We start from the raw sequence: 24493 nt of genomic DNA, 5'->3' as shown, positions 1-24493 counted from the left end.
TTGTAACGAGTCACAAAATGTAGATTTGTAGAAATGTCCATTAATCAAAACCCAGGTTGTAAAAGAGGTCTATCGCGCTATCTTCACCAGCACGCGTAACGAGAGTAATGCTGGGGAACAGGGTATAGGTGAGTTTGGCAACACCAGTAGAAGCGTTGGTTAGGCCGCGTTCATAGCTCAGATAGGCGCGAGAGGAGAGACGTTTACCGACTGTGCCGATCTGGTCGGCAAGCGAACTGCCGCCTTCGCGCCGCCGGATTGAAATATCATCGAAACCCAGTCCTCTGGTAACTTTGTCGAGCATACTTTCATCAGATTGTCCCCCAAGAATAGAGCTGGCGGCGCTGAGCAACATGCCGCCGTCAAAACCACCAGCATCCGGTGCGCGCCCCAGAATCAGCCATGATAGTTTTTCAGAATCCGGAACATTGGGCTCCGAGACCAGTTTAATTTTGGGATTACGCACGGTGCCAGCCACTTCCACACCTGCCTCGACCTGCAGACTGCTACGTGCTGTTGAGTTGTTCCGGGTATTATCCTGATGCGGCAGTTGATCAAAAAATTCAGATCGCTCGACTGCCGGACTGCCAGGCAGTAAATTGCTACGCACAGCAAGAATATTGAGCCCCGGGTTGTCAAGCGGACCATCGAAATTGACAATACCGCGTTTGACGAATAGTTTCTGGCCATAGGCTTCAAAGCGGGTATCGCGGGTAGTAATGCTGCCGATGGCGCTCAGCGGCTGACCCGGTCTGCCACGCAGCCGTAATTGCCCGGCCAGCCGTCCTTCCAGCCCGGAGGTGCGCAGATAAAAGTGATCCCCCAAATCAAGCATGGCATCAACATTAACTGCAAAAGCAGGCGATTTGGACGAGTGTTCAGTTTCACCGATGATCATAACGTCATCATCAAGTGTTGGCCGCCCGGCAACAGGCTGTTTCAGGAAACCGACCTCGGTTAGAATTGTTCCCGTGACGGCAAGTGCGCGCTCCCGGAAATCGATGCGGTTATCGCCAGAGACAACGATCCAGCGATCAGGTTGTTGAATCAGCGGCAAAAAATCAAATATTACGCGTAGCTTGCCCAGCTGATGACGCAGATTGTAGTTGCCATTCATATCGATCTGCCCGCTTTGACGCGCCAGTTCCAGTCCTTTAAGCAGTCGGTCTTTCGATGGCTTTTCCAATGGAGCGACAAAAGACAACGTATCCAGCACGAAGTTATCCCGATCTAAGCGTGCTATTAGTTTGCCATCCTGCAGTTGCAAGCCCTCATCAAGTAGAGCAAAAGCAAGCGCCTGCCCCTGAATCTCCCCCTGCAACCGGGGTATTTCAAGGGTACCTGTGAGCGTTGCGTTACCGACAAGCTTACCGCTGCTGAGAATATTTTCATTAATTGCCGGGCCTATCCACGATAAATCGGGTAGATTGAACTGCAAACTGCCATTCAGCTGGGCATCGGGTTTGATTTGCCAGGTGTGATCCATACGCTGCAGCGGAATCCTGGCGCTGGCCAGTGTCTTGCCGATATGCGTGCCTTCAACGTCGAGATTAACGTTGACAATATTTTCTTCGGCCAGCAATTCGAGTGACAGCGCTTGCAAACCAAGCGCAAATGGGGTATCGAGTGGCAGTACCCAGTCACCATGGGTACGTCGAAGCAGAATATTTCCGCGCAATTGCCGATTGGCGGCAAGCTGCCAATGCCCCCCTACTGTCAATGGTTCGCTGGTTTCTCCGGCCGCCACGACCGCTGGTAATGTGATTTGCTCAAACGTGCCCTGTGTCACCCAGTTTTCAGGTGTCCAGCTGATCTGCTGAATATCGATGTTACCCGATGCCACTGCAAGACGGGTATGCCCCAATGTAAATTGCTCCGCACTAAGCGCCACGGCTGGCTGCGTGATGAGTCTAACTGGCATGGCACCCGTCAGCACAAGCTGCTCAATGGCACCGCGCCATTGAAAAGCAGCATGATTCTTCACATTCTTGACTAGCCCGCCGCTTGTATTGAATTGTAGCTGCCTCGTCTGATCGATATCGGCCTTTAATGACACCTGATGCCGGGATTCCGTACCTGTGACGCTGAGGATCAGTTTGTGAAAATAGGATTGCGAATCCGCGTGGTATTTCCCGGCCTGCAGATCCAGCGCAATGGTTTCACCCTGCCAACTGCCTTTTACTTTAATACTGGCAAGTTGATGTTTATTAAGATAAGAAAATTGTGTTGAGCTGGCTTCAAATATGATGTCAGGCTGATCCAGCCGTCCAGCAAACGTAAGGTGGGCGTTAAGGTCACCCTGCAAATTCTGACCCGCCTGTACCAAATGGGGAGCAGAGAGAGTGAGCCGCAACCGATCACCGGCTTGGCCCAGCTGACCACTGACCTGCAGCAGATTATCGCCAAGGCGTAACTCGGCATCCGCAGCGAGATGCCTTAACTGATTAATCTGGCTAAGTGTAATGACACCCTTACCCATCACCGGCTGTTTATCAAAATGGCTGGGCGTGATGGTATAGTCGATTTTTCCTGCTGGTTGAGGTATCAGGTGGCCATTCAGTTGAAAATTAGCATTCAGATTGGAATGCGGTACATCAATCAGTGCCGACAGGTCGAACTGTTTGAGCATACCCTCAAAAGTGAAGGGCTGATCAGCATCCAACTGTAAATAGCCACGACCGGAAACGCGGGCATTTCCATGAGATAAATCGAGCGATTCGATGGTAATGGTATGGTTACACTGGGATAACATGGCATCAAAAGCAAGCTTTGAAGACTTGTCATGCAGCTGGATCCTGCCCTGCCGCACAGTCTGGTCTCCCTGTAATTCGATCTGCCCTGACAAATTTTCCGGTTGCAGACGCGTATCAAGCAACGCAGGGTTAAGTTGATGAATTTTGAGATCAGCCCAGCCAGAGGCATCACCGATATGCCACTGTATCTCGCCGGCAAGATGAGCGATTGCCTGCTTTGAGCCAGCAGCCAGCCCTATCGCCATATCGTCGAGCACAAGGGTTTCTTCCTTCAGTGAAAGCCTTGTCCGGACATCTTGCAGTGGCAGCCCGCCCCGGTCGAGCGGTTGAGGCTGTGTATTGTGTATTTCGAGATGTCCTTGTAGCACACCCTGCTCAGTCTGCTGTAGCTTCGTGGTCAGACTAAGGCGTGCCGAGGGAAAGCCAGCAGAGAGGCGCTGCGGATCAAGATTATCCAGCTCAAGATTGAGTGCAGTGAGGGGCTGAATGTCAAAAGGTTGCAGAGCGATCATGCCGTGTCCTCGCAGTTCGCCTGCCTGAATTGCCAGTACCGCGCGTGTCTGCTTTAAATCACCTTTTACATGGAGGGAAATGTAACTGGATACCGGATAGTCGACTGCGAGTGCGGCTGGCCAATCATGTAAGACGATCAGACTGGACAGGTCGAATGGCGCATGCGTGGCGATCTGTAGCCTGCCCACGAGCTTGCCCTGTTCGAGGGTGAGCGAAAAAACGGGAAATTGGTACAGCGTGTCGCTACCAATCAGACGTAACACAAGCTGCTGTGCGCTGAAATCAGGGGTATCAATGCCAAGGGTAAATGTGCGTAACGAACGAATCCCTAATTGGTTGATAACGACATTAATGGGTAGCTGCAATGTGTCCGGCAGGCTGAGCGGAGCATCCGATGGCGCACTGGAAAATTCGACGGTATCCATGGTGAATGCTTCGATCAGCAAGGTCCTGTTGAGCAGGTCGCGTGGACGCCAGTCAATCGCCAGTTTTTCGATCTTGACGACATATTCCTCATCCTGATAAATCACTCGACCAATTCGTAAGGATGGCAGACTACCCGTTACATCAGTAAAGACCAGCGCATCGTCGCTTGCCCTGGAAACTGTCGTCAGCAACCACTGCAGACCAGCAGTAGTCGTAGTCAGCCAGTAAACGCCACCGGTCGCCATAAAAAATACTGGCAACAGGATGGCCAATATCCAGGTTTTGAAAGCAGCATAACGACCGGCAGGCTGCGAAGTTGCCGCAATACGAGCGGATGAACTGGTTTCATTCATATCAAAAAGTGACTGCAATCGAAAAATGCACCCGCAAAGTACCCGTATCATGCCGCCTGGCGAGATCGAGCGCAAAGGGCCCTGCAGGACTACGCCAGCGTACTCCTGCGCCATAACCTGGATTCAGTTTGAGTCTGCGTGGATTATCGGCAGCATCACCGGCATCGGCAAATACGGCGGCTCCCCAGTTTTCAGTCAACCAACGAATGTATTCGACCGTTCCGGTTACCATGGTACGCCCACCCACGATCGCATCACCTTCACGAACCCCAAGACTCAGAAAATCATGCCCCCGGATTGACTGAATACCACCGGCACGGAACAGATACTCCTGCGGAATGCCGCTACGCGAAGCAGCAAAGGTATAGCCTGTTTCAGCACGGACATACAACACATCACGATCACCGATTGGCCACCAGTGCATATGACGAGCATAACCGCGCAGAAAGTCACGATCGGATAAAACGTAGCTTGAGCCACCACCCAATCGGATATCAGAAACATGCCCTTTTCTGATGTACACCGGATTATCAATATCCAGATAACGCCACCAAAGATCCAGAGTCAGCGCTTTGACAATGGCACTGGGTGCGCCATCGGGTTGTCGGTTTTCCCGTTGCCAGTTAATTCCATACTGTAATGTTGAATTGGCCGTGATCCGGATTCTGGAAAAATCCGCGCGCTGACTGAAAGTCTGCAAGTTTTTAATATCGGTATGCACAGCTCTGGCGCCGAAGGTGTAGCGATACTGATCGGCGTCCGGCAGCGTGTCCACTCGGGTTGAGAAGGTTTGCTGTTTTTGCTCCAATCTCAGTAGACTGGTAAATTGCCAGGCGCGTTGCAGAAAATTGAAGTCACGATAATTGATTTCACTACGCGCACCGTTGTTTGAACTGTAACCAAGACCGATACCGATACGCTTACTTTTTGCTTCGGTCAACACAACCGAAACCGGTACGGCTGGTGCGAGTGCAGGATCGGTATCGATACTGACATCCACACTGTTAAACAATGAATTGTTTTGCAGCATGGCCTGGAAAGCAAGCAACTGATCGCGGTTATAGGGGTCTCCTTGCCGGAAACCAGCACGCTGTTGCAGTAAGGTGAGTGGATAGCGCGCCAATCCCTTAACCTGCAATTCTCCAAAATGGAATGCTGGGCCGGAATCAATCACGATTTTCAGTTCTGCCCGCGCTTCGTCTGGATTAATTCTTGCCTCGCTCGATTCGATGCGGGCAGCGGCATAATCCTGCGCCATGACGCTGGCAAGCAAAGCTGATTTGGCATCTTCCCAGCGGGAATTCTTAAATATTCTGCCTGTAGTCAGCGGCCATGTGGCCAGCAATTGATCTCTACGCACCTGGTTCCCGGATGTTTCATCAGCAATCGCTCCCTTGAATTCCAGTAAAAAAGCAGCAACACGAGTACGCGGCCCGAGTATGATTTTGAGGTGGTAGTGGAGACTTGCAGCTGCTGGTTCAAAATGAATTTCTGGCGTGAAGTAGCCCTCTGTACGCAAAAGCTCAGCGATTTCCCGAGTAATTCGCCGCTGGAAACTTGCGCGCCTGGCTTCGCTCACAAAAGGTTTGGCAGGAAATTCGATATATTGCTCGATCAGTTTCCGGATCACATGGGGCGCATCAATCGTGATGATTAATTTGTTGGCAGCTTTATCGGGTTTAGGATTGGAAGCGGACGTAGCGGCAAAAGTAGCCAGACTGCAAGCCCAGACCGCTAACATAGTTATCACAGTCCAGGCTGGTATCGCAAATAGCTTACATGCGTTCGATATACTCACCTGTATCGGTATTGATTTTAATTTTTTCTCCCTGCGTAACAAAGGTTGGCACCATCACAACCAACCCAGTCTCAACCGTAGCGGGCTTGAAGGAGCTGGTAGCGGTTCCGCCTTTGATGCTGGGTTCAGTTTCAGTCACGGTCAGAACCACATTGGGTGGCAATTTGACACCGATCGGTCGTTCATGGTGGAAATTAATCTGCAGATCGGAGTTGGGCAACAGATAATCGCTCTGCCCTTCCAGAAAATCCTGCGGCAGGCTGAGCTGCTCATAGGTTTGTTGATCCATAAAAACATACTCACTATCTTCCTGATAAAGATAGGTCATATCACGCGGCTCAACCAGCGTGCGCTCAATTTTTTCATCACTACGGATACGCTGGTTGATCTTGGTACCAGCTTCAATATCCTTCATCTCTACCTGCATAAATGCACCACCACGTCCACCGACATGAACGTGATAACATTTGCTCACGCGCCAGATATGCTTATCCCACTCGATCAGATCTCCCACACGGATTTCAGTTGCCGGAATCTTGGCCATGGTTGTTAGTCCGAATTAAACGCCTATTTTACAATAAACTACTATGCCTGAATCTTCGACGTTTGAACCAGACTGCCGCCGTTGCACACGTCTGGCGCAATACCTTGATGAAGTAAAGACCGCCTATCCAGATTACCACGCGCGACCCGTACCTCCTTTTGGCGCGACTCCAGCGAGATTGCTGATTGTCGGGCTTGCACCAGGGTTACATGGTGCAAGCCGTACCGGTCGGCCTTTTACCGGTGATTTTGCGGGTGTGCTCCTCTACCGGACTTTACATAAATTTGCATGGGCCAACCATCATGAATCGATCGCACTGGATGATGGGTTGATTTTGTCAGACTGTCGTATTACCAATGCAGTTAAATGCCTACCACCCGCAAACAAGCCAGAAACCAGTGAAATCCGGCAATGCAATCAATTTTTGAAAAATGAGTTGGCTCAATTCGTGGAACAAGGTGGCAAGGCAATATTAGCGCTAGGTGGCGTCGCGCATCGTGCCATCGTGATGGCGCTGGAGCTTAAATCAGTAAATTTCCCGTTCAGCCACGGCGCAGCACACGAGCTCGACATCAATCTGCGGCTGTACGACAGTTATCATTGCAGTCGTTACAATACGCAAACCAAGAGACTCACTACAGAAATGTTCGAGCACATATTTGCGCGTATCGGCGCAGATTTAGGCTGGAAACCCGCTAAAACTAATTTCTAATCTGACAGATATTACTTGTCATCATGCTGTCTGATGCGATCCGCAATACCGGTAAGCACGCCGCTGGATATTTTGTGCAACATATCTGCTGTCATTTGCGTCAGTTGCAAGCCTGCTTCGACCTGCGCGCGCCCGGTTGAGGCAACTTGATGCGCCAGAACTGCCAGAGTGTCTTTCAGTTGGGCGCCAACGGCTGTTCCATTACGCACCGCATGTGTATGGACATCCTGTAATGTCTCTGCAATTAATCCCTGCGCTGCTTTGGCGGCATGACTTAAAGTTTCCAGAAAAAGAGTTTCCAAGCTTTCCAGGTCAGCCTGTGTTTTGGTTAACTCCCCTTGCGAGAATTGCCTGGCTTTACTGGCCGCTTCTTCCAGTGCCAGTTTTGAAGCACTTGCTAGCTGGGCAAACGCGGTATCCAGCCCGGCAACTGCCTGAACAATCTGGGTCTGCGCAGCATGGGATTGCTCGGTAGCATGCGCTAGCGCATGTTGCGAACCCTCATGCGCGCCTTCCATGACAGCGGTCGCAATTTTCTTTAATGACTCCATATCCAGACCGTGGGTATGCATCGCCTCAAGGGTCAGTTCTCTAATCTTTTTCTCAATATCCCCACCCTGCGCAACTGCTTCACGTATTTCTTCAGCAAAGCGGTTGATATCACTCTTGGACTGGGTGGTATTGTGGGTTTCGTTCTGCATGTCAGTGTCCTCCGCTGGTAGTCTATCTAAAAATATAGCGTGACAACATTGTGCGCTTCATGGAGCAAGCCGGTCAAGGCCATTCATATAAGTGCGCAAGATTTCCGGGATCGTGACACTACCGTCCACATTCTGATAATTTTCCAGAATGGCGACCAAGGTACGTCCCACCGCCAGGCCAGATCCATTCAGGGTATGCAGAAGCTCCGGTTTACCTTGTTTGCCGCGAAAACGCGCTTGCATCCGTCTGGCCTGAAATGCTTCACAGTTACTGCATGAAGAAATTTCCCGGTATGTATTTTGGGCAGGCAGCCAGACTTCGATATCATAGGTTTTGGCAGCAGCAAATCCCATATCGCCACTACACAGCAACATGACCCGATAAGGTAACACCAATTTTTGCAGAATTTTTTCAGCATGACTGACCAGTGACTCCAGTGCGTGATAGGAATCTTCTGGCTGAGTAACTTGTACGAGCTCTACTTTATCAAACTGGTGCTGACGGATAAGCCCACGCGTATCTTTTCCGTAGCTGCCAGCTTCAGAACGGAAGCAAGGAGTGTGCGCAACCAGTTTGATTGGAAGATTTTCGAGTGGAACAATCTCGTCGCGCACCATATTGGTCAAAGGGACTTCAGCAGTAGGGATCAGATGTAATTCAGACGTCTCCCCTTGATTTGCAATATGGGTTCCGGTGTCTCCTGTATCATGCACATTCGTCCGAACAGAAAAGATATCCGCCTTGAATTTTGGAAGTTGACCCGTGCCACGCAAACAGGCGGAGTTAACCAGATAAGGAGCATAAATCTCCTGATAACCATGTTCCTGAGTGTGTGTATCCAACATGAATTGGGCAAGTGCGCGGTGTAGGCGGGCAATACCTCCTTTGAGCAGGCTGAAACGGGCACCACTAAGCTTGGACGCGGTTTCAAAATCGAGCAGACCCAGTTGCTCACCCACCGCGACATGATCTTTGACCGGAAATGTATAGGTTGCTGGTATTCCCCAGCGCCGCAATTCGACATTGTCAGCCTCACTTTTCCCAAACGGCACACTCTCATGAGGCAGATTGGGGATTTCCATCAACAACTGCTGAAATTCAGTCTGCACCTCGTCAAGTTGCGATTCCGCCTGCTTCAACTCATCACCAAGCGTCGCGACCTCGGCCATGATGGAAACAATATCTTCTCCCCGTTGCTTGGCAATTCCAATTTGTTTGGATGAAGCATTCCGCTTTGCCTGCAATGTCTGTACTTGAGTCTGTATCGATTTACGCCTGGTTTCGAGCGTTTCAAAAGCGGTTGTTGGAAGCGCATATCCTCTACGCGCCAGATGAGCAGTAATCGTTTCCAGATCATTACGCAGTAGTTGAATATCTAGCATGACATTTTAAATTTATCTTTAATTATCCCTGCGAATGACAGGAAATCGGGATTATTCCTCAAAAGTGCACAGGGAATGAAGTTTATATCCCTGTTTTTGCAACCGCTCTGCACCACCAACAACTGGTAAATTAATGACAGCACAGCACTCTACCACCTCCGCCTTCATATCCAACATCAGTTTCAGAGCCGCCTCCATCGTGCCGCCAGTGGCAATCAAGTCATCTATCAACAAGACCTTATCGTTTTCATTGATTGCATCAATATGAATTTCTACCCGATCATGTCCATACTCAAGCTGGTAGTCACAACCAATCGTTGCCGCAGGCAATTTTCCCTGCTTACGAACTGGAACAAAGCCTGCACCCAAGGCATAAGCGACAGGCGCCGCAACAATAAATCCTCGTGATTCAATACCGACAACCTTGTCTATATTCTCACTACGGTAGCGATCAACAATTTTCTCAATCATGACTCGCAATCCGGTCGGGTCTTTTAGTAGCGTAGTGATATCCCGAAACATGATTCCCTCTCTGGGATAGTGAGGGATAGTACGAATCAACGATTTAATAGGCATAAATAGACAGAAAATAGAGCGAAAAAATTTTGCAGGTGTGCTGCAGAATGCTGTCGACCACTCGGGTTAGAAAAAACAAAATATAAAGATAGCAATTTCAACAATTTACAGGGCGGATGTACAGGCCAACCAACTCAGCCCGATCAATGATATGACCGCGCATAGCCTCTTCCAGCATTGCTTTGGTTGGCTGTTTCAGATCAGGCAGAACAATATCGAGCGCATAAAGTTTGTGAAAATAACGATGCATTCCAATCGGTGGACAAGGACCACCATACCCTGCCCGATTCCAGTTGTTGAGCCCCTGTAGTGTGCCAGCAGGTAAATCATTGGCCATGACATTTTCAGGTAACCCACGGGTTGCTGGTGGAAGGTTGTACAGTATCCAATGTACCCAGGTCATCTTCGGTGCAGCAGGATCGGGCGCATCCGGATCATCAACGATCAAAACCAGACTGAGAGCTTTATCTGGAATGTTTATCCAGTTCAGCCCTGGAGACAAATCATGATTATCGCAAGTATGCCGTGCCGGTATCAGCCCGTTGTGCGCAAAAGAAGGCGAGGACAGAGTAAAAATCATCATTTTTTCCTTGATTTCCTCAATGCGTGAACGACGCTGCTGATACCGACAGGATGCCGCTTCCGCACAGCCAGAAAAGTTTTATTATCTGGCCGCCGGTTACTGATGAAATTCACTGCTAATAAAAGATACAAAAATCAGGTTTGGGATTCTTTGGCAAGATCCTTGTCACTATTTTTCTTGCGCATGAGGAAAAAAGCGACTCCGCCTCCCGCTGCAGCAATCAGAAAGATAATCTCCAGCATGCCTAATCCACCACCATGACCACCATGACCCCCACTGCCCCCTACATGAACCGGGACACGCACAGCGGTTTTTACATTGCCCGCACCATCATCGGTTTCCAGCAGGATGGAGTATTGACCGAGTTCATCAAATTCGGTTGAAACAACAATAATTCCAGACAGATACTGCTCAGCAGGCATGTAAAGTAATTCATGTTCACCGTGATCCATACCTTCATGCGCATCCATTACCAGGCGAACCGCAATCGGAATCTCGCGTGTATCGAGATCTGAGATTTCGATTGTCACGTTGACTTTTCCGACACCAGGAACATGATCACAAAAGGAATGCATCGGCGGAATATCTTCTTTGGGAACTTCGTATATGCTGACTGTAACGGGAAAATCTCCTGAATTGATGACGCATCCTCCCGCGCCATGATGACCCTCATGCGCGAGCATCAACTGTGCAGACAGAGGCAGTGATAGCAACAACATAAATGCCGTAACGAATAACCCCGTAAAAAATTTGTTTTGTAATTTTTTTCTCATAAATTCCCCGCCTTTTCCAAAAAAATATTAATTTGTAGTTAAAATACAGCTAGTTATAACGTTGCAACAAAGCCAGCAATTATGACACGTAATACACGACTATCATGTTGATATTATTAGCGGTTTCTTTTATGACCAAACAGCGCAATTAATTTTTTGTGTGCCCAGTCTATTCTGCTGATTTTTTACCTGAAATATCAAATTTATAGAACCACTTTTTTTGCGCCTGGGCAACGTGAGCAATTGTATAACAAAATACCGAATTCAGCATTGTGGAGCCCGGAGTGGTCGAAGCAGAATTTGACGCATACACGGCATACAGGTATAGTAGCCAACTTTTCGGGGTGTAGCGTAGTCTGGTAGCGCGCCTGGTTTGGGACCAGGATGTCGGGAGTTCAAATCTCTCCACCCCGACCAGATTGCACATTATTTTGCGTCGAGCCGGTTTGAGTATTAGTGCCCGTAGCTCAACCGGATAGAGCACCAGCCTTCTAAGCTGGGGGTTACAGGTTCGATTCCTGTCGGGCACGCCAGATTGGGAAAGGTAGCGTTTTGTATATTACCCGTGTTTGGCAGAAATCATGATCTGCCCTTGAAATCTCTTAATATGGTGGCTGTAGCTCAGTTGGTAGAGTCCCGGATTGTGATTCCGGTTGTCGTGGGTTCGAGCCCCATCAGTCACCCCAGTTATTCTGTGAAAAATGAATCCGCAATAGATAAGCTTCCCAAACATCACCTTACTTCTGCTGTTGTACTTGTTTATCCTGCCCGATCTCAGCTGGGTCAGTACCGAAACAATTCCCAGGAAAATAAAACGGTTTATAGAAGCCATCATGACACTGAAGTGTACTTCTAAAGCTCACGCATCATCAACCACCCGTTACGATAACCCGTTGCTTCGGATGGGATAGGCGCTAGCGATTGAGGATTATTATTCTAGGTGCTGGCCGGGTTGGATCCACAGTTGCGGAAAGTCTGACTGGCGAGTCTAACGACATTACTGTTGTCGATGTATCCAGCAGCAGGCTTAGTTTGTTACAGGATCGCCTGGATCTGCGCACTATAGTTGGCAATGCCTCGCATCCCTCAATTCTGACCCAGGCCGGTTTAGACGATGCGGATATCCTGCTTGCAGTTACTGGTAGCGACGAAACCAATCTGGTTGCCTGCAAACTCGCCAAGAGTCTCTTTAACACCCCTACCAGAATCGCACGAATCCGTTCCAGTGAGTATCTGGACCACCCTCTCATCTTCTCCGATGAAAATTTTTGTGTAGATTTTGCAATTTGCCCTGAACAGATTCTGACGCGCTACATCGAGAAACTGATCGAATTTCCAGAAGCGTTGCAGGTTCTGGATTTTGCCTCAGGTAAAGTCAGTCTCGTGGCTGTTAAGGCTTTCCATGGCGGACCTCTGGTTGGCCAGCAGTTGAAGGAATTGCGTAACCATGTCCCCAATGTTGAAACCAGGGTGGCCGCAATTTTTCGACATGATCGTCCGATTATCCCTGAAGGCAATACTGTTGTGGAAGCCGGTGACGAGGTGTTTTTTATTGCGGCATCAAACGACATACGGCTGGTACTTCGGGAATTGCGTCGGATGGACAAGCCTGTGAGGCGGGTAATGATTGCCGGTGGTGGAAAAATCGGTAAACGGCTGGCGATGGCTCTGCAGGAAACCTATCAGGTCAGAATTATTGAATATGATGGCAAGGCTTGCGAAACACTAGCGCAAGATTTGAATAATGTGCTGGTGTTGCATGGCGATGCAACCGATGAAGAACTACTGGAAAGTGAAAACATTGGAGAAATGGACGTATTCTGCGCGCTGACCAATGATGACGAAAATAATATTATGGCCGCCCTGATGGCAAAACGCATGGGAACGCGCAAGGTCATTTCCTTGATCAACCGGGGTATCTATGTGGATTTGATGCAGAGCAGCGGTATCGATATTGCCATTTCACCCGCACAAGTAACGATTGGCTCCTTGCTGGCTTACGTCAGACAAGGCGATGTCGCCGTTGTACACAGTCTTCGCCGTGGTGCTGCCGAAGCGCTGGAACTGGTTGCCCACGGTCATGCCAACGCCTCCCAGGTAGTTGGCCGCAGAGTTGATGAAATCAAGTTACCCAAGGGCGCAACTATCGGCGCAATTGTACGCGACATACCTGGCGACGATGCGCTGCTCGACGAGTCAGGAAACCTCAAGCACAGTATTACCACACTTCCCAGTTTGCCGCGAGTGCTTATCGCTCATCATGATACAGTGATCGAGCAGAATGATCATGTCATTATGTTTGTCGTCAACAAAAAAATGATTCGCCAGGTAGAAAAACTGTTTCAGGTGGACGTGGCTTTTATATAGCCACGATTTGCGATGAATCATTTATTGGCGGTCGTCAATATTCTCGGCAAATTGATCATCGTATTCGGGTTGACGATGCTGCTGCCATGTATGGCAGCTTATCTCGGTCAGGATGCATCACTGAATGTTTTTCTGCAGGCATTGTTGACTACACTGCTTACGGGAGCCGCGCTATGGCTAACTACCCGTCGCTTCAAACGCGAATTACAGATACGCGATGGTTTTCTGCTGGTAGTGCTGACGTGGTTATCCTTGCCATTATTTGGCATGCTGCCCATTCTGAGCTACTTTCCCGAACTGGGCTTTGCCAAGTCTTATTTTGAAGCAACCTCAGGTTTGACGGCGACAGGGGGAACAGTTTTAACGGGTCTGGATTCATTGCCCTACTCCATCAATTTGTGGCGTGGATTGATGATCTGGTTGGGTGGCATGGGTTTGATCGTACTGGCAGTAGCCATTCTGCCTATGTTAGGAGTGGGTGGGCGTCAGCTTTTCAAGGCAGAAATTCCAGGGCCGATGAAAGAATCCAAATTAACGCCTCGGATTGCGGAGACTGCAAAAGGACTATGGATGGTATATACCGTCCTGACACTGCTTTGCGCCTGCGCTTACTGGCTGGCGGGGATGAGCGGATTTGACGCGATCATTCATGCCTTTACTACCCTCGGTCTAGGTGGATTTTCCTCACATGACGCCAGTTACGGCTATTGGAATTCGCCATTAATCGAAATGGTGGCAATCGTATTCATGCTGATTGCGGGAATCAATTTTGCATCACATTTTATGGTGTGGCGTACTAAAAGCTTCGCACCTTATCGGCCCGACCCCGAAATAAAACTATTTCTGTTTACCGTATTAACGAGTTGTATTGGACTGGCTGGCTATCTCTGGAAAATGGACATTTATACCCATCCCATTGAAGCATTGCGCTATGCTGCCTTCAATGTGGTATCCGTCGCGACAACCACGGGTTACAGCAATACTGATTATGCTATCTGGCCGGTATTTGCCCCATTATGGATGTTGTTTCTATCAGGATTTTGCACTTCCTCAGGATCAACCGGTGGTGGAATTAAAATGATTCGCGTGCGCATACTTTATCAGCAGTTTTTTAAAGAAATGATTACCATCATGCACCCTCGGGCGGTTTCTCCGGTCAAGATCGGACAGAGTGTCATTTCCAATAAGATTATTTTTGCAGTACTGGTATTTCTGTTTGTCTACCTGACCAGTATCGTAGTGATGACTTTGATTCTCACATTAAGCGGCCTGGATGAGATTACCGCCTTCTCAGCGGCAATAGCCTGCCTGAACAATCTGGGCCCAGGTCTGGGTGGAATAGGCCCAGCGACGACCTATGTTTCACTTAATGACTTTCAGATATGGCTGTGCAGCTTTGCCATGTTGTTGGGCAGGCTAGAGTTTTACACATTGATTATTGTGTTTACTGCAGCCTTCTGGCGTAAATGAGACAGCTCTGACCAGCCAGACTGCAGAAAATCAGGTGAATAGCTGGCAGAAAAGCAATCACTTCGGATAAAATCCTCCGATAATGCAAATATGCTTGCGCCCAGAACAACATGAGCAAAATTACTGACACAGGGGAGTTCAGATAGGATGACAGATTTAACGGGTATCAAAGTCATGGTAGTGGATGACAGTAATACTATCCGCCGTAGTGCCGAAATTTTTCTCGCTCAGTCTGGATGTGAAATTATTCTGGCTAACGATGGCTTTGATGCAATGGCAAAAATAATTGACCATCATCCTGATATCATTTTTCTTGATATTGTGATGCCACGTCTTGACGGTTATCAGGCCTGCATGCTCATCAAACAAAACCCGAAATATAAAAAAGTACCGGTAGTCATGTTATCCAGCAAAAGCGGGGTATTTGATCGGGCACGCGGCAGAATGGTCGGTTCGGATGAATATTTGACTAAACCATTCACCCGCGAGGCTTTATTGGATACGGTCAAAAAACATACGCTTGTGCAGACCACGTTGGTCTGAAATTGACATTTAGGCTATTGCTGTACTTTCTGATAGTTTGCCCGCTTGATCTTGTTACATGATACATCCTTTTTTGTCTTGCCTGACGACCAGTATTTCGGGTTATCGTGAGCACTGATCCCTCATCGGCATGGCACCCCGTTCCTGTTTGTGCGTCTGCTGAAATCCGCTGGTGGCTGCAGCATCGCGAATCACTTACCAGACTCATCCAGCTACGCTGTCAACAATTTCGTGTTGAACCTGTTTTCCAGCGACTGGCAACCGCCTGTATTGATGAACTTGCGATCATGAATCTGCGCAGGCTGGAACAGGCGATGGTGCGAGAAGTATATTTGTACAGTGATGACATGCCGGTTGTCTTTGCGCACTCGGTTATCAAGAAAGCGTATCTACAAGGTGCGTGGCGAAGCTTGAGCCGTCTCGGCAATCAATCACTCGGCATGATGCTGTTTAGCAATCCCCTGATTCGCCGCACCACATTTTCCTTTAAAAAACTGAAATCCGGCCACCCATTGCATGACCGCGCCTGCCGGAAACTGGGATCTCATCCCACCTGTCTCTGGGCAAGAAGATCACTTTTCGCCCTGCAAAGACAACCCATAATGGTTACAGAGGTTTTTCTACCAAACATTCATCACCTTGAAAGATAATCATAATGGATCGCACGCGACTTCGATATTTTTTATTATGTCCAGACAAAAATTGATGACATTCGGGCAAAGACTGATTCTCTACACCAGATTGGTGCGTCTGGACAGACCGATCGGCATTCTACTGCTGCTATGGCCCACGCTATGGGGACTGTGGCTGGCCGCTGAAGGTCTTCCAGATATCAATATTCTCTTTATTTTTATTCTGGGTACAATATTGATGCGCTCCGCCGGCTGCGCAATCAATGATTTTGCCGATAGACGTATCGACCCACATGTGGCACGCACGCGCAACCGGCCACTGGCAAGTGGTGAGATCCAGCCAAAAGAAGCGCTGCTGGTTGCGGCAGGATTAAGTTTATGCGCATTTGTACTGATACTTCCGTTGAATCAACTCACCATCCTACTATCGGTACCCGCACTGTTGCTGGCAGCCTCGTACCCATTCACCAAGCGTTTCTTTGCCATGCCGCAGGCGTATCTTGGCGTTGCCTTCAGCTTCGGCATCCCGATGGCATTTGCAGCGCAGATCAATAGCCTGCCATTCATCATCTGGCCGCTACTGTTCGCTAATTTGTTCTGGGTCATTGCCTACGATACCGAATACGCAATGGTCGATCGGGAAGATGATCTTAAAATAGGCATCAAGACATCAGCGATTACGTTAGGGCGTTTCGACATAGCAGGCATCATGCTGTGTTACTTGGCTTTTCTAAGCCTGCTGGTTTATGTCGGATTAGCGACACAGCGTGGTATCTGGTTCTATGCAGCCTTGCTGATGGTAGCAGGCCTGGTACTGCACCAGTATCAATTAATCCGCCACCGGGACCCCTCAAGCTGTTTCCGAGCGTTTCTGGATAATAACGCTGTAGGAGCAACCGTATTTATTGGCATAGCGCTGGATACAGCACTTTCCTGATTAATCAATATGTAAGGTAATTCATGCAATATCAGGATTTACGCGACTTTCTATCGCAACTCGAACAACGCGGAGAATTAAAGCGCGTCGATATCGAAATTGACCCTCGTCTGGAAATGACCGAGATCTGTGATCGTTTGCTGAAACAAGCTGGCCCAGCGGTTTTATTCGAGCATCCCAAAGGCCACACCATGCCCGTTCTGGGTAATCTGTTTGGCACGCCGCAACGTGTTGCACTGGGCATGGGGCAGTCGTCGGTCGCTGCTTTACGCGAGGTTGGCAAACTACTTGCCTACCTCAAGGAGCCAGATCCTCCCAAGGGATTTCGAGATGCCTGGGAAAAACTGCCCATACTGAAACAAGTACTAAATATGGCACCCAAGATTGTTGCCAGTCCGGTTTGCCAGGAAATTGTCTGGGAAGGCGAGGCGGTTGATCTGGCTCGCTTACCCATTCAGACCTGTTGGCCAGAGGACGTGGCCCCGCTGATTACCTGGGGATTGACGGTAACGCGCGGCCCTCACAAGACTCGACAGAATCTGGGTATCTATCGCCAACAGGTAATCGGGCGCAACAAGGTCATCATGCGTTGGCTGGCGCATCGCGGTGGCGCGCTTGATTTTCGGGATTTCTGCATGGTCAATCCCGGGCAGCCCTATCCCGTAGCCGTTGCATTGGGTGCTGATCCCGCCACTATTCTTGGAGCAGTGACGCCGGTTCCCGATAGCCTGAGCGAATACCAGTTTGCCGGGCTGCTGCGCGGTGCCCGTACCGAAGTGGCGCGCTGCCTCACCCATGATCTGCAGGTGCCAGCAAACGCGGAAATTGTTCTGGAAGGCTACATTCATCCCGATGAGACTGCAGTAGAAGGGCCATTTGGTGATCATACCGGCTATTACAACGAACAGGATACCTTCCCGGTATTCACGATCGAGCGCATGACCATGCGCCGCAATCCCCTCTATCACTCCACTTATACCGGCAAACCACCGGACGAACCTGCGATTCTCGGCGTTGCACTTAACGAGGTTTTCGTACCCCTGTTGCAGAAACAGTTCAGCGAGATAGCGGATTTTTATCTGCCACCAGAAGGCTGTTCCTACCGATTGGCTGTTGTCAGTATTAAAAAACAGTATGCTGGCCACGCTAAGCGCGTCATGTTTGGTGTATGGAGTTTTTTGCGTCAGTTCATGTACACTAAATTCATTATTGTTACCGATGATGATATTGATATTCGTGATTGGAAAGAAGTGATTTGGGCAATCACCACCCGCGTAGATCCCGCCAGAGACACATTGATTGTTGAAAACACCCCAATTGATTACCTTGATTTCGCCAGTCCGATCTCGGGATTAGGCGGCAAGATGGGGCTGGATGCCACGCATAAATGGCCGGGAGAAACCACCCGGGAATGGGGACGAACGATTGCAATGGATCCCGCAGTTAAAGCACGAATAGATGAACTTTGGCAACAACTGCCGTTTTAGCACGTAACCATGCATTGTTTCTTGAGCGTTTTTGCAACTGGCAGCATCGCTATTCGATCAATCGGTCAGTTATGATCAAAAGTACTGAAAGTACAAATAGATAGATTACTATTGGCGTTTTCGCCCAAAGGATAGACATGATGATTAACCCCATGCTGATTGCACAGAATTCTACCGTTACCTGCGAGCTGCTACCCAATCTGGCCAATCGTCATGGCTTGATCACCGGAGCAACCGGAACCGGCAAGACGGTGACGTTACAAACGCTTGCTGAACAGTTTTCTGCTATTGGTGTACCGGTATTCATGGCAGATATCAAAGGTGATCTCACCGGAATCAGCCAATCTGGCAGCTTTTCTGAAAAGATCCGCACTATTTTGCAAGAGCGCGGCATCGCGATACCTCAGCTGCAAGCCTGCCCAGTTACCCTGTGGGATATCTTCGGGGAGCAAGGACACCCCGTGCGCGCAACCATCAGCGACATGGGACCACTGTTGCTGGCGCGCATGCTCAGTCTCAATGATACCCAGACAGGCGTGCTGAATCTGGTGTTTAAGATTGCTGATGACAATGGTCTGCTCCTGCTTGATATGAAAGACCTCCGCGCCATGCTCCAATATATTGGAGATAACGCCAAGCAGTTCACCACCGAGTACGGCAATATCAGCACTGCCAGCATCGGCGCAATTCAGCGCGGATTAATGCAAATAGAACAACAGGGCGGTGATCATTTTTTTGGTGAGCCCATGCTCAATATCAGTGACCTGATGCAGACAGTAGATGGCAAAGGCGTGGTCAATATACTGGCTGCTGATAAACTGATGCACTCCCCGCAACTCTATGCTGCCTTTCTGCTATGGATGCTCTCTGAATTATTTGAGCAACTGCCCGAGATTGGCGATCCAGAAAAACCCAGACTGGTTTTCTTTTTTGATGAAGCGCATCTACTGTTCAACGACGCGCCCAAGGTATTGGTGGAACGTATTGAGCTCGTCGTCAGGCTGATTCGCTCCAAAGGAATCGGAGTCTATTTCGTCACCCAGAACCCGCTGGATATCCCCGATAGCGTCCTGGGTCAACTAGGCAATCGTATCCAGCATGCATTGCGTGCATTTACACCACGTGACCAGAGGGCAGTTAAAGCGGCCGCACAAACCATGCGCCCCAAGGCGGGTCTCAATCTCGAAACGGCTATTACTGAACTGGCTGTCGGTGAAGCGCTGATCAGCTTTTTGGATACCAAAGGCAGACCATGTGAGACCGAGCGTGTCTACGTGCTTCCACCTGGAAGTCAACTTGGCCCAATCACGCCAGATCAACGCCAGCAGCTACTGCGGAACTCCCTGGTTGCCGACGTGTATGAGAATATGGTGGATCGTGAAAGCGCTTATGAAATGCTGCAAGCACATACACGGGCGAGATCAGGAGCTACAGATACTCGTGCAGGTACAGCAAACTCGAAATCCTCCCAGACTGAAGGAGGATTGGGCACCATCATCAACGAAACCCTGTTTGGCCGTACCGGCCCCCGTGGCGGGCAATACGATGGGCTGGTACAAAGCATGGCGAAGAGCGTCGTTCGCGGCATGGCAAGTGGCGTTGGCCGTCAGATTATTCGCGGCGTACTGGGAAGCATACTGGGCGGGAAGCGATAACCTGAGTTTCGTTCGTTTCACCTCGGTTGTACTATCGCTCGGTTACGCGGTTACCCGGTTACTAACATCCCGTATCACCAGTGTCCGCACATAAACATAAAAGTTCTTTTTTGGAAATAAGCGAAGTCGCAATTCAATTTTCATTTTATCGCTCAGGCAAGGCAGGTGGATTAACTCTGGCATCAATAGACTGATTCCATATCCACCCCGAGCGACCATCGCGGGTTTCAATCCGTAACCAGTATCCATGATAAGTGGTAGCAGTTACAGCGGTGTTCTGTGCCAGCATGCCTTGTGTGTCTGCCTGATTGCCTGGCGCAGTTCTCAGCGATTCCTTTTTCCTGGTTTGCAAGAGCAGCGGGGTACGTAATACCACAGCGGTCGGCTGTTGCTCGTATGTCTTTTCGGTCAACCTGGCGGTCATTTCGATACATTCCTGAGATTGCGCGGCATAACTCATAGCTTGACTGAAATCTGCGCGCTCATAAGCCTGCAGAGCGACATCAAGTAGAGATTGCGCAAGCGTTAGTAATGAAGGGTTGCGTGTAGCTGCATCAGACTGTTTCAGCATACTCAATGAAACTTCAACTTCAGCAATTTTGGAGGCAGTTTCAGGTTTCGTGGCAAGTCGATACTGCTGACCTTTCGACTGATCAACACCACTTGCCTGGCCCCGTAAAACCTGCTCCTGGGTTTGCAACGGATTCTGTTCTTTGGCGGCCTGGCCCTGGATGAGTTTATCCTTTTCAGCCAATAACTGCTTTAATCTAACAATTTCATGCTGATACACTTTAACCGTCGGCATTCTTTCCGGAACAGGAATAACGACGCGCTGGCTCGGCCAGCGTGTCGTTATTCTTTTAGGGACAGGAGCAGTCTTAACATTGCCAACACCCCCCGAATCTGATTGATAAGATGCACATCCAGACAAACCAATACTAACGACTACCAGACTAGCTGATAATAGCCGGGATAAAACCACATGCTGCAATTTTCCTGAATCTGATGTTTCTCGATACATAAAAATAATAGGTATTATTATCAATTAACCGAGTATCCCATGAATATCTCAAAGGAAAATCATGAAAAACCAGCGAAAAGCAGCTTAATCCGCCATTATATACGTCAAGATTTGCGGCACCCTCATTCCTGCCCTAGAATACAGAACTCAAGAAAAATACTGGACAATCTGGATGCCGCAATACTGAAATCCCTGCATCCCATTTTTTCATGAGTGGTAGAAAATTGATTGAGGCTGTATCTGGGAGAGACTGAAGTGTATCTGAAGTTTTTACTGCCACCTTATTTTGCTTCTCTACTGCATTTACCTTATTTTAAATTCACGTTTTATGTGACTATTATGACTGGCTATCAGCATATTTTACTGGCAGTAGACTTTTCGGATCAAGATGATTACGTTCTGCAGAAGGCGCGCAGTCTGGCCATCCTAACAAATGCCAAAGTGAGCGTCATTCACGTGCTGGACGATATTCCCATGCCGGATACTCCTTATGGAACCGTGATTCCTCTTGACGCAAAAACAGCTTATGCCATGCTTGAAGCTGAAAAAGAAAGGCTGAATAAACTGAGTGAGATAATGGCAATCGAGCCTGCGCAGCGCTGGCTGGTGTGGGGCGAACCCAAACAGGAAATTGTTCGGATTGCCGAGCAGGAAAATGTCGATCTTATTGTCGTAGGCTCACATGGCAGACATGGCCTGGCTCTGCTGCTGGGATCCACCGCCAATGGCGTACTACACTACGCCAAGTGTGATGTGCTGGCCGTTAGATTGCAGCATTCCTGACAACCAATTGGTGCGATACGCTAATAATCATTTCGCTACAATACGCACTTTTTGAGCTTGATTGCCGTGAATGCTTCTTCTCGCCCCAAATTGCGCGTACTGTTCATCACCTCTGAAATTTTTCCGTTATGCAAAACCGGGGGGCTCGGCGATGTCAGTGCTGCGCTGCCTGCAGCACTACACGATCTCAACATCGATGTCCGTATTTTATTACCAGGTTACCCCTCTGTGTTATCCGGGTTGGAAACGAAGCGTAAACTAGCCGAATTCAATCTCCCACCGCATTTCCCCGCTACCACGCTGATTGCATCCCGACTACAGGTTAATGCAAACGCTCATATTCCCGTCTATCTCATAGATTGCCCGGAATTATATCAACGGGCAGGCGGCCCTTACAGCGACTCTACCGGAGAAGACTGGCCGGATAATGCCCTTCGCTTTGGTCTGCTATCAAAAATCGGCGCCCTGCTGGCAAGTGACGCCAGTCCATTGACCTGGATACCTGAGCTTGTCCACTGTAATGACTGGCAGAGTGGACTGACACCAGCTTATCTACATTTTCATGATGGAAAAAAAGCCGCCAGTCTCATGACGCTACACAATCTGGCCTTTCAGGGTTGCTTCCCACCCGTAGAGGTCAACAGGCTTGGATTGCCACCAGAAAGCCTGAGCATGCACGGGCTTGAGTATTACGGAAATATGTCATTCCTCAAGGCAGGTATCTTTTATGCTGATCACATTACTACTGTCAGCCCCAGCTACGCCGAGGAGATACAGCATGCAACCCTGGGTTTTGGTATGCAGGGATTATTGTCTGAACGCCGAAATAATCTGTCCGGTATCCTCAATGGGATTGACACAGCCGTATGGAATCCACAGACGGACCCCTATATCTGCAAAAATTATTCGATCAGAACACTGGCCGCCAAATCTGCCAATAAGCTCGCCTTGCAGCAATCGCTCGGACTGGAAGCCAATATTTCCATTCCCCTGTTTGCTGCCATCAGCCGTATCAGTCACCAGAAAGGCTACGATCTATTGTTGCAGATTGCTCCCATGCTGGAGAAATGGTCTGCGCAGCTGGTTGTGCTTGGCAGTGGAGATACTGCACTGGAAAATCAGTTGATCGCCCTACAGCAGGCATTTTCAAACAATATTGCAGTCCGTATTGGCTACCATGAGCCGCTGTCACACCAGATCGAAGCGGGTGCTGACTGCTTTCTGATGCCGTCCCGTTTTGAACCTTGCGGCTTGAACCAGATGTACAGCCAACGCTACGGCACATTGCCGCTGGTCCATGCAACAGGAGGGCTACAGGATACTGTCGTAGATACGACGACCAAAACTATTGCCAACGAGACCGCCAGCGGGTTTGTTTTTGATGTCATGACCCCTCAATCTTTTCTGGCCGCAATTGAGCGTGCTCTGACTACCTACACTAATCGCCGATTATGGCGCAGCCTGCAACGCAATGCCATGCACCAGGACTTCAGCTGGAAAAAAAGTGCGCTGGCTTATCGCTTGATTTATCAAAAGATAACATCCAACTGATCAGGCAAATCAGAAATGGCATCATTCATCTGCTCGGATTAAAGTGCCCACGCCTTCATCGGTCAGAATCTCCAGCAACAAGGCATGTTTCACCCGGCCATCTATGATATGACAAGATTTGACGCCATGTTTGACAGCATCAAGCGCGGAGCTGATCTTTGGAAGCATGCCGCCGGAAATCGTGCCATCGGCAAACAGTTCATCGACTCGGCTTGCAGTTAAACCTGTCAGCAGATTGCCACTTTTATCCAATACGCCGGGGGTGTTGGTCAGCAGGATCAATTTCTCCGCTTTGAGCGTCTCAGCGAGTTTTCCGGCAACCAGATCTGCATTGATATTGTAAGACTCCCCATCCTGACCTACCCCAATTGGGGCGATTACGGGAATAAAATCACGACTATCCAATAACGCGATCAAGGATGGGTCAATTTTCTCGATCTCTCCGACTTGACCAATATTGAGCCACTCGCCTGGCCTTTCCTGATCCGCCATCAGCATTCGCTTTGCGCGGATAAAAGCTCCGTCCTTGCCGGTCAATCCAACCGCATGTCCACCATGCCGGTTGATCAGATTGACAATTTCCTTATTAACGAGCCCACCGAGGACCATTTCGACCACAGCCATCGTTTCATCGTCAGTGACGCGCATTCCCTGGATAAAAACACCCTCCTTGCCAACACGCTTCAACATCTGGTCAATCTGTGGCCCCCCACCGTGAACAATAACCGGATTCATTCCGACCAGCTTGAGCAATACCACATCGCTGGCGAAGCTCTGCTTGAGCGCTTCATCAACCATGGCGTTGCCACCATACTTAATAACGATAGTCTTGTCGTGAAAACGACGAATATAAGGAAGCGCTTCAGCAAGGGTTCTTGCCTTTTCATTGGCTGTAACAGAATTCAGCATAAGATTGTACTTTCAGTTGACAG

The 24493-nt window shown here is 49.2% G+C and carries 20 protein-coding genes and 3 tRNA genes; 13 read left to right on the top strand and 10 right to left on the bottom strand.

Annotated features, from left to right (window positions below):
* Positions 1 to 40: 40 nt before the first annotated feature.
* From IPG31_01425 to efp, 3 genes are read right to left on the bottom strand one after another with little or no spacing between them, the layout of a single operon-like run.
* Positions 41 to 4045 (bottom strand): translocation/assembly module TamB domain-containing protein, encoded by a 4005-nt coding sequence (locus tag IPG31_01425; GenBank protein ID MBK6617065.1) that lies wholly within the window; start codon positions 4043 to 4045, stop codon positions 41 to 43.
* Between the two features lies 1 nt (position 4046).
* The gene (locus IPG31_01420; protein MBK6617064.1) at positions 4047 to 5786 is read right to left on the bottom strand and encodes a BamA/TamA family outer membrane protein; all 1740 of its coding nucleotides are present in this window, start codon (positions 5784 to 5786) and stop codon (positions 4047 to 4049) included.
* Between the two features lie 34 nt (positions 5787 to 5820).
* Positions 5821 to 6387 carry an elongation factor P gene (efp, locus tag IPG31_01415; GenBank protein MBK6617063.1) on the bottom strand — a complete coding sequence of 189 codons (567 nt, stop codon included), beginning with the start codon at positions 6385 to 6387 and terminating at the stop codon, positions 5821 to 5823.
* A gap of 43 nt (positions 6388 to 6430) precedes the next feature.
* Between efp and IPG31_01410 the strand changes: the two genes are divergently transcribed.
* On the top strand, positions 6431 to 7099 hold the full coding sequence (locus tag IPG31_01410) for a uracil-DNA glycosylase (GenBank protein ID MBK6617062.1): 669 nt from the start codon (positions 6431 to 6433) through the stop codon (positions 7097 to 7099).
* A gap of 11 nt (positions 7100 to 7110) precedes the next feature.
* Here IPG31_01410 and IPG31_01405 read toward each other — a convergent pair whose 3' ends face one another.
* The 5 genes from IPG31_01405 to IPG31_01385 form a co-directional block, all read right to left on the bottom strand.
* The gene (locus tag IPG31_01405) at positions 7111 to 7800 is read right to left on the bottom strand and encodes a hypothetical protein (GenBank protein ID MBK6617061.1); all 690 of its coding nucleotides are present in this window, start codon (positions 7798 to 7800) and stop codon (positions 7111 to 7113) included.
* Positions 7801 to 7857: 57 nt separating this feature from the next.
* Positions 7858 to 9183, bottom strand: coding sequence for a serine--tRNA ligase (gene serS, locus IPG31_01400; GenBank protein ID MBK6617060.1), 1326 nt, complete (start codon positions 9181 to 9183; stop codon positions 7858 to 7860).
* A 51-nt stretch (positions 9184 to 9234) separates the two neighbouring features.
* A complete protein-coding gene (locus tag IPG31_01395; protein MBK6617059.1) occupies positions 9235 to 9759 on the bottom strand; it encodes an adenine phosphoribosyltransferase in 525 nt (174 codons plus the stop codon).
* 97 nt (positions 9760 to 9856) lie between these two features.
* A complete protein-coding gene (locus IPG31_01390) occupies positions 9857 to 10339 on the bottom strand; it encodes a YbhB/YbcL family Raf kinase inhibitor-like protein (protein MBK6617058.1) in 483 nt (160 codons plus the stop codon).
* Positions 10340 to 10476: 137 nt separating this feature from the next.
* Positions 10477 to 11115, bottom strand: coding sequence for a hypothetical protein (locus IPG31_01385; protein ID MBK6617057.1), 639 nt, complete (start codon positions 11113 to 11115; stop codon positions 10477 to 10479).
* A gap of 340 nt (positions 11116 to 11455) precedes the next feature.
* Between IPG31_01385 and IPG31_01380 the strand changes: the two genes are divergently transcribed.
* From IPG31_01380 to IPG31_01335, 10 genes are all read left to right on the top strand, one after another.
* Positions 11456 to 11532 (top strand) — tRNA-Pro (locus IPG31_01380).
* 39 nt (positions 11533 to 11571) lie between these two features.
* Positions 11572 to 11648, top strand: a tRNA-Arg gene (locus IPG31_01375).
* A 77-nt stretch (positions 11649 to 11725) separates the two neighbouring features.
* Positions 11726 to 11801 (top strand) — tRNA-His (locus IPG31_01370).
* Positions 11802 to 12036: 235 nt separating this feature from the next.
* Positions 12037 to 13482 (top strand): Trk system potassium transporter TrkA, encoded by a 1446-nt coding sequence (gene trkA / locus IPG31_01365; protein MBK6617056.1) that lies wholly within the window; start codon positions 12037 to 12039, stop codon positions 13480 to 13482.
* Positions 13483 to 13494: 12 nt separating this feature from the next.
* Positions 13495 to 14952 (top strand): TrkH family potassium uptake protein, encoded by a 1458-nt coding sequence (locus tag IPG31_01360; GenBank protein ID MBK6617055.1) that lies wholly within the window; start codon positions 13495 to 13497, stop codon positions 14950 to 14952.
* 147 nt (positions 14953 to 15099) lie between these two features.
* A complete protein-coding gene (locus IPG31_01355) occupies positions 15100 to 15495 on the top strand; it encodes a response regulator (GenBank protein ID MBK6617054.1) in 396 nt (131 codons plus the stop codon).
* A 107-nt stretch (positions 15496 to 15602) separates the two neighbouring features.
* Entirely contained in the window at positions 15603 to 16145 is a 543-nt protein-coding gene (locus IPG31_01350; protein ID MBK6617053.1) for a chorismate lyase, read from the top strand.
* 55 nt (positions 16146 to 16200) lie between these two features.
* Positions 16201 to 17064, top strand: coding sequence for a 4-hydroxybenzoate octaprenyltransferase (gene ubiA, locus IPG31_01345; GenBank protein MBK6617052.1), 864 nt, complete (start codon positions 16201 to 16203; stop codon positions 17062 to 17064).
* 23 nt (positions 17065 to 17087) lie between these two features.
* A complete protein-coding gene (gene ubiD / locus IPG31_01340; protein ID MBK6617051.1) occupies positions 17088 to 18551 on the top strand; it encodes a 4-hydroxy-3-polyprenylbenzoate decarboxylase in 1464 nt (487 codons plus the stop codon).
* Positions 18552 to 18691: 140 nt separating this feature from the next.
* On the top strand, positions 18692 to 20206 hold the full coding sequence (locus IPG31_01335) for a DUF853 domain-containing protein (GenBank protein ID MBK6617050.1): 1515 nt from the start codon (positions 18692 to 18694) through the stop codon (positions 20204 to 20206).
* Positions 20207 to 20351: 145 nt separating this feature from the next.
* On the opposite strand, the gene IPG31_01330 is transcribed toward IPG31_01335, so the two are convergent.
* The gene (locus IPG31_01330; GenBank protein MBK6617049.1) at positions 20352 to 21227 is read right to left on the bottom strand and encodes an SH3 domain-containing protein; all 876 of its coding nucleotides are present in this window, start codon (positions 21225 to 21227) and stop codon (positions 20352 to 20354) included.
* A gap of 339 nt (positions 21228 to 21566) precedes the next feature.
* Here IPG31_01330 and IPG31_01325 point away from each other — a divergent pair, with 339 nt between their 5' ends.
* Positions 21567 to 22010, top strand: coding sequence for a universal stress protein (locus IPG31_01325; protein MBK6617048.1), 444 nt, complete (start codon positions 21567 to 21569; stop codon positions 22008 to 22010).
* 66 nt (positions 22011 to 22076) lie between these two features.
* Positions 22077 to 23561, top strand: coding sequence for a glycogen synthase GlgA (gene glgA, locus IPG31_01320; GenBank protein MBK6617047.1), 1485 nt, complete (start codon positions 22077 to 22079; stop codon positions 23559 to 23561).
* 21 nt (positions 23562 to 23582) lie between these two features.
* On the opposite strand, the gene argB is transcribed toward glgA, so the two are convergent.
* A complete protein-coding gene (argB, locus tag IPG31_01315) occupies positions 23583 to 24470 on the bottom strand; it encodes an acetylglutamate kinase (protein MBK6617046.1) in 888 nt (295 codons plus the stop codon).
* Positions 24471 to 24493: the final 23 nt, after the last annotated feature.

Origin of the sequence: Nitrosomonas sp., assembly GCA_016703745.1 — a bacterium.
In the GTDB taxonomy this organism is placed as follows: Bacteria; Pseudomonadota; Gammaproteobacteria; order Burkholderiales; family Nitrosomonadaceae; genus Nitrosomonas.
Note: the sequence above shows the minus strand (reverse complement) of the source record. Positions and strands in the feature narration are given on the sequence as shown.

Coding starts and splice junctions, on each gene's coding strand:
- IPG31_01425 (MBK6617065.1), bottom strand. CDS start 4,045: ATGAATGAAACCAGTTCATCCGCTCGTATTGCGGCAACTTCGCAGCCT.
- IPG31_01420 (MBK6617064.1), bottom strand. CDS start 5,786: ATGTTAGCGGTCTGGGCTTGCAGTCTGGCTACTTTTGCCGCTACGTCC.
- efp (MBK6617063.1), bottom strand. CDS start 6,387: ATGGCCAAGATTCCGGCAACTGAAATCCGTGTGGGAGATCTGATCGAG.
- IPG31_01410 (MBK6617062.1), top strand. CDS start 6,431: ATGCCTGAATCTTCGACGTTTGAACCAGACTGCCGCCGTTGCACACGT.
- IPG31_01405 (MBK6617061.1), bottom strand. CDS start 7,800: ATGCAGAACGAAACCCACAATACCACCCAGTCCAAGAGTGATATCAAC.
- serS (MBK6617060.1), bottom strand. CDS start 9,183: ATGCTAGATATTCAACTACTGCGTAATGATCTGGAAACGATTACTGCT.
- IPG31_01395 (MBK6617059.1), bottom strand. CDS start 9,759: ATGCCTATTAAATCGTTGATTCGTACTATCCCTCACTATCCCAGAGAG.
- IPG31_01390 (MBK6617058.1), bottom strand. CDS start 10,339: ATGATTTTTACTCTGTCCTCGCCTTCTTTTGCGCACAACGGGCTGATA.
- IPG31_01385 (MBK6617057.1), bottom strand. CDS start 11,115: ATGAGAAAAAAATTACAAAACAAATTTTTTACGGGGTTATTCGTTACG.
- IPG31_01360 (MBK6617055.1), top strand. CDS start 13,495: ATGAATCATTTATTGGCGGTCGTCAATATTCTCGGCAAATTGATCATC.
- IPG31_01355 (MBK6617054.1), top strand. CDS start 15,100: ATGACAGATTTAACGGGTATCAAAGTCATGGTAGTGGATGACAGTAAT.
- ubiA (MBK6617052.1), top strand. CDS start 16,201: ATGACATTCGGGCAAAGACTGATTCTCTACACCAGATTGGTGCGTCTG.
- ubiD (MBK6617051.1), top strand. CDS start 17,088: ATGCAATATCAGGATTTACGCGACTTTCTATCGCAACTCGAACAACGC.
- IPG31_01335 (MBK6617050.1), top strand. CDS start 18,692: ATGATTAACCCCATGCTGATTGCACAGAATTCTACCGTTACCTGCGAG.
- IPG31_01330 (MBK6617049.1), bottom strand. CDS start 21,227: ATGTATCGAGAAACATCAGATTCAGGAAAATTGCAGCATGTGGTTTTA.
- IPG31_01325 (MBK6617048.1), top strand. CDS start 21,567: ATGACTGGCTATCAGCATATTTTACTGGCAGTAGACTTTTCGGATCAA.
- argB (MBK6617046.1), bottom strand. CDS start 24,470: ATGCTGAATTCTGTTACAGCCAATGAAAAGGCAAGAACCCTTGCTGAA.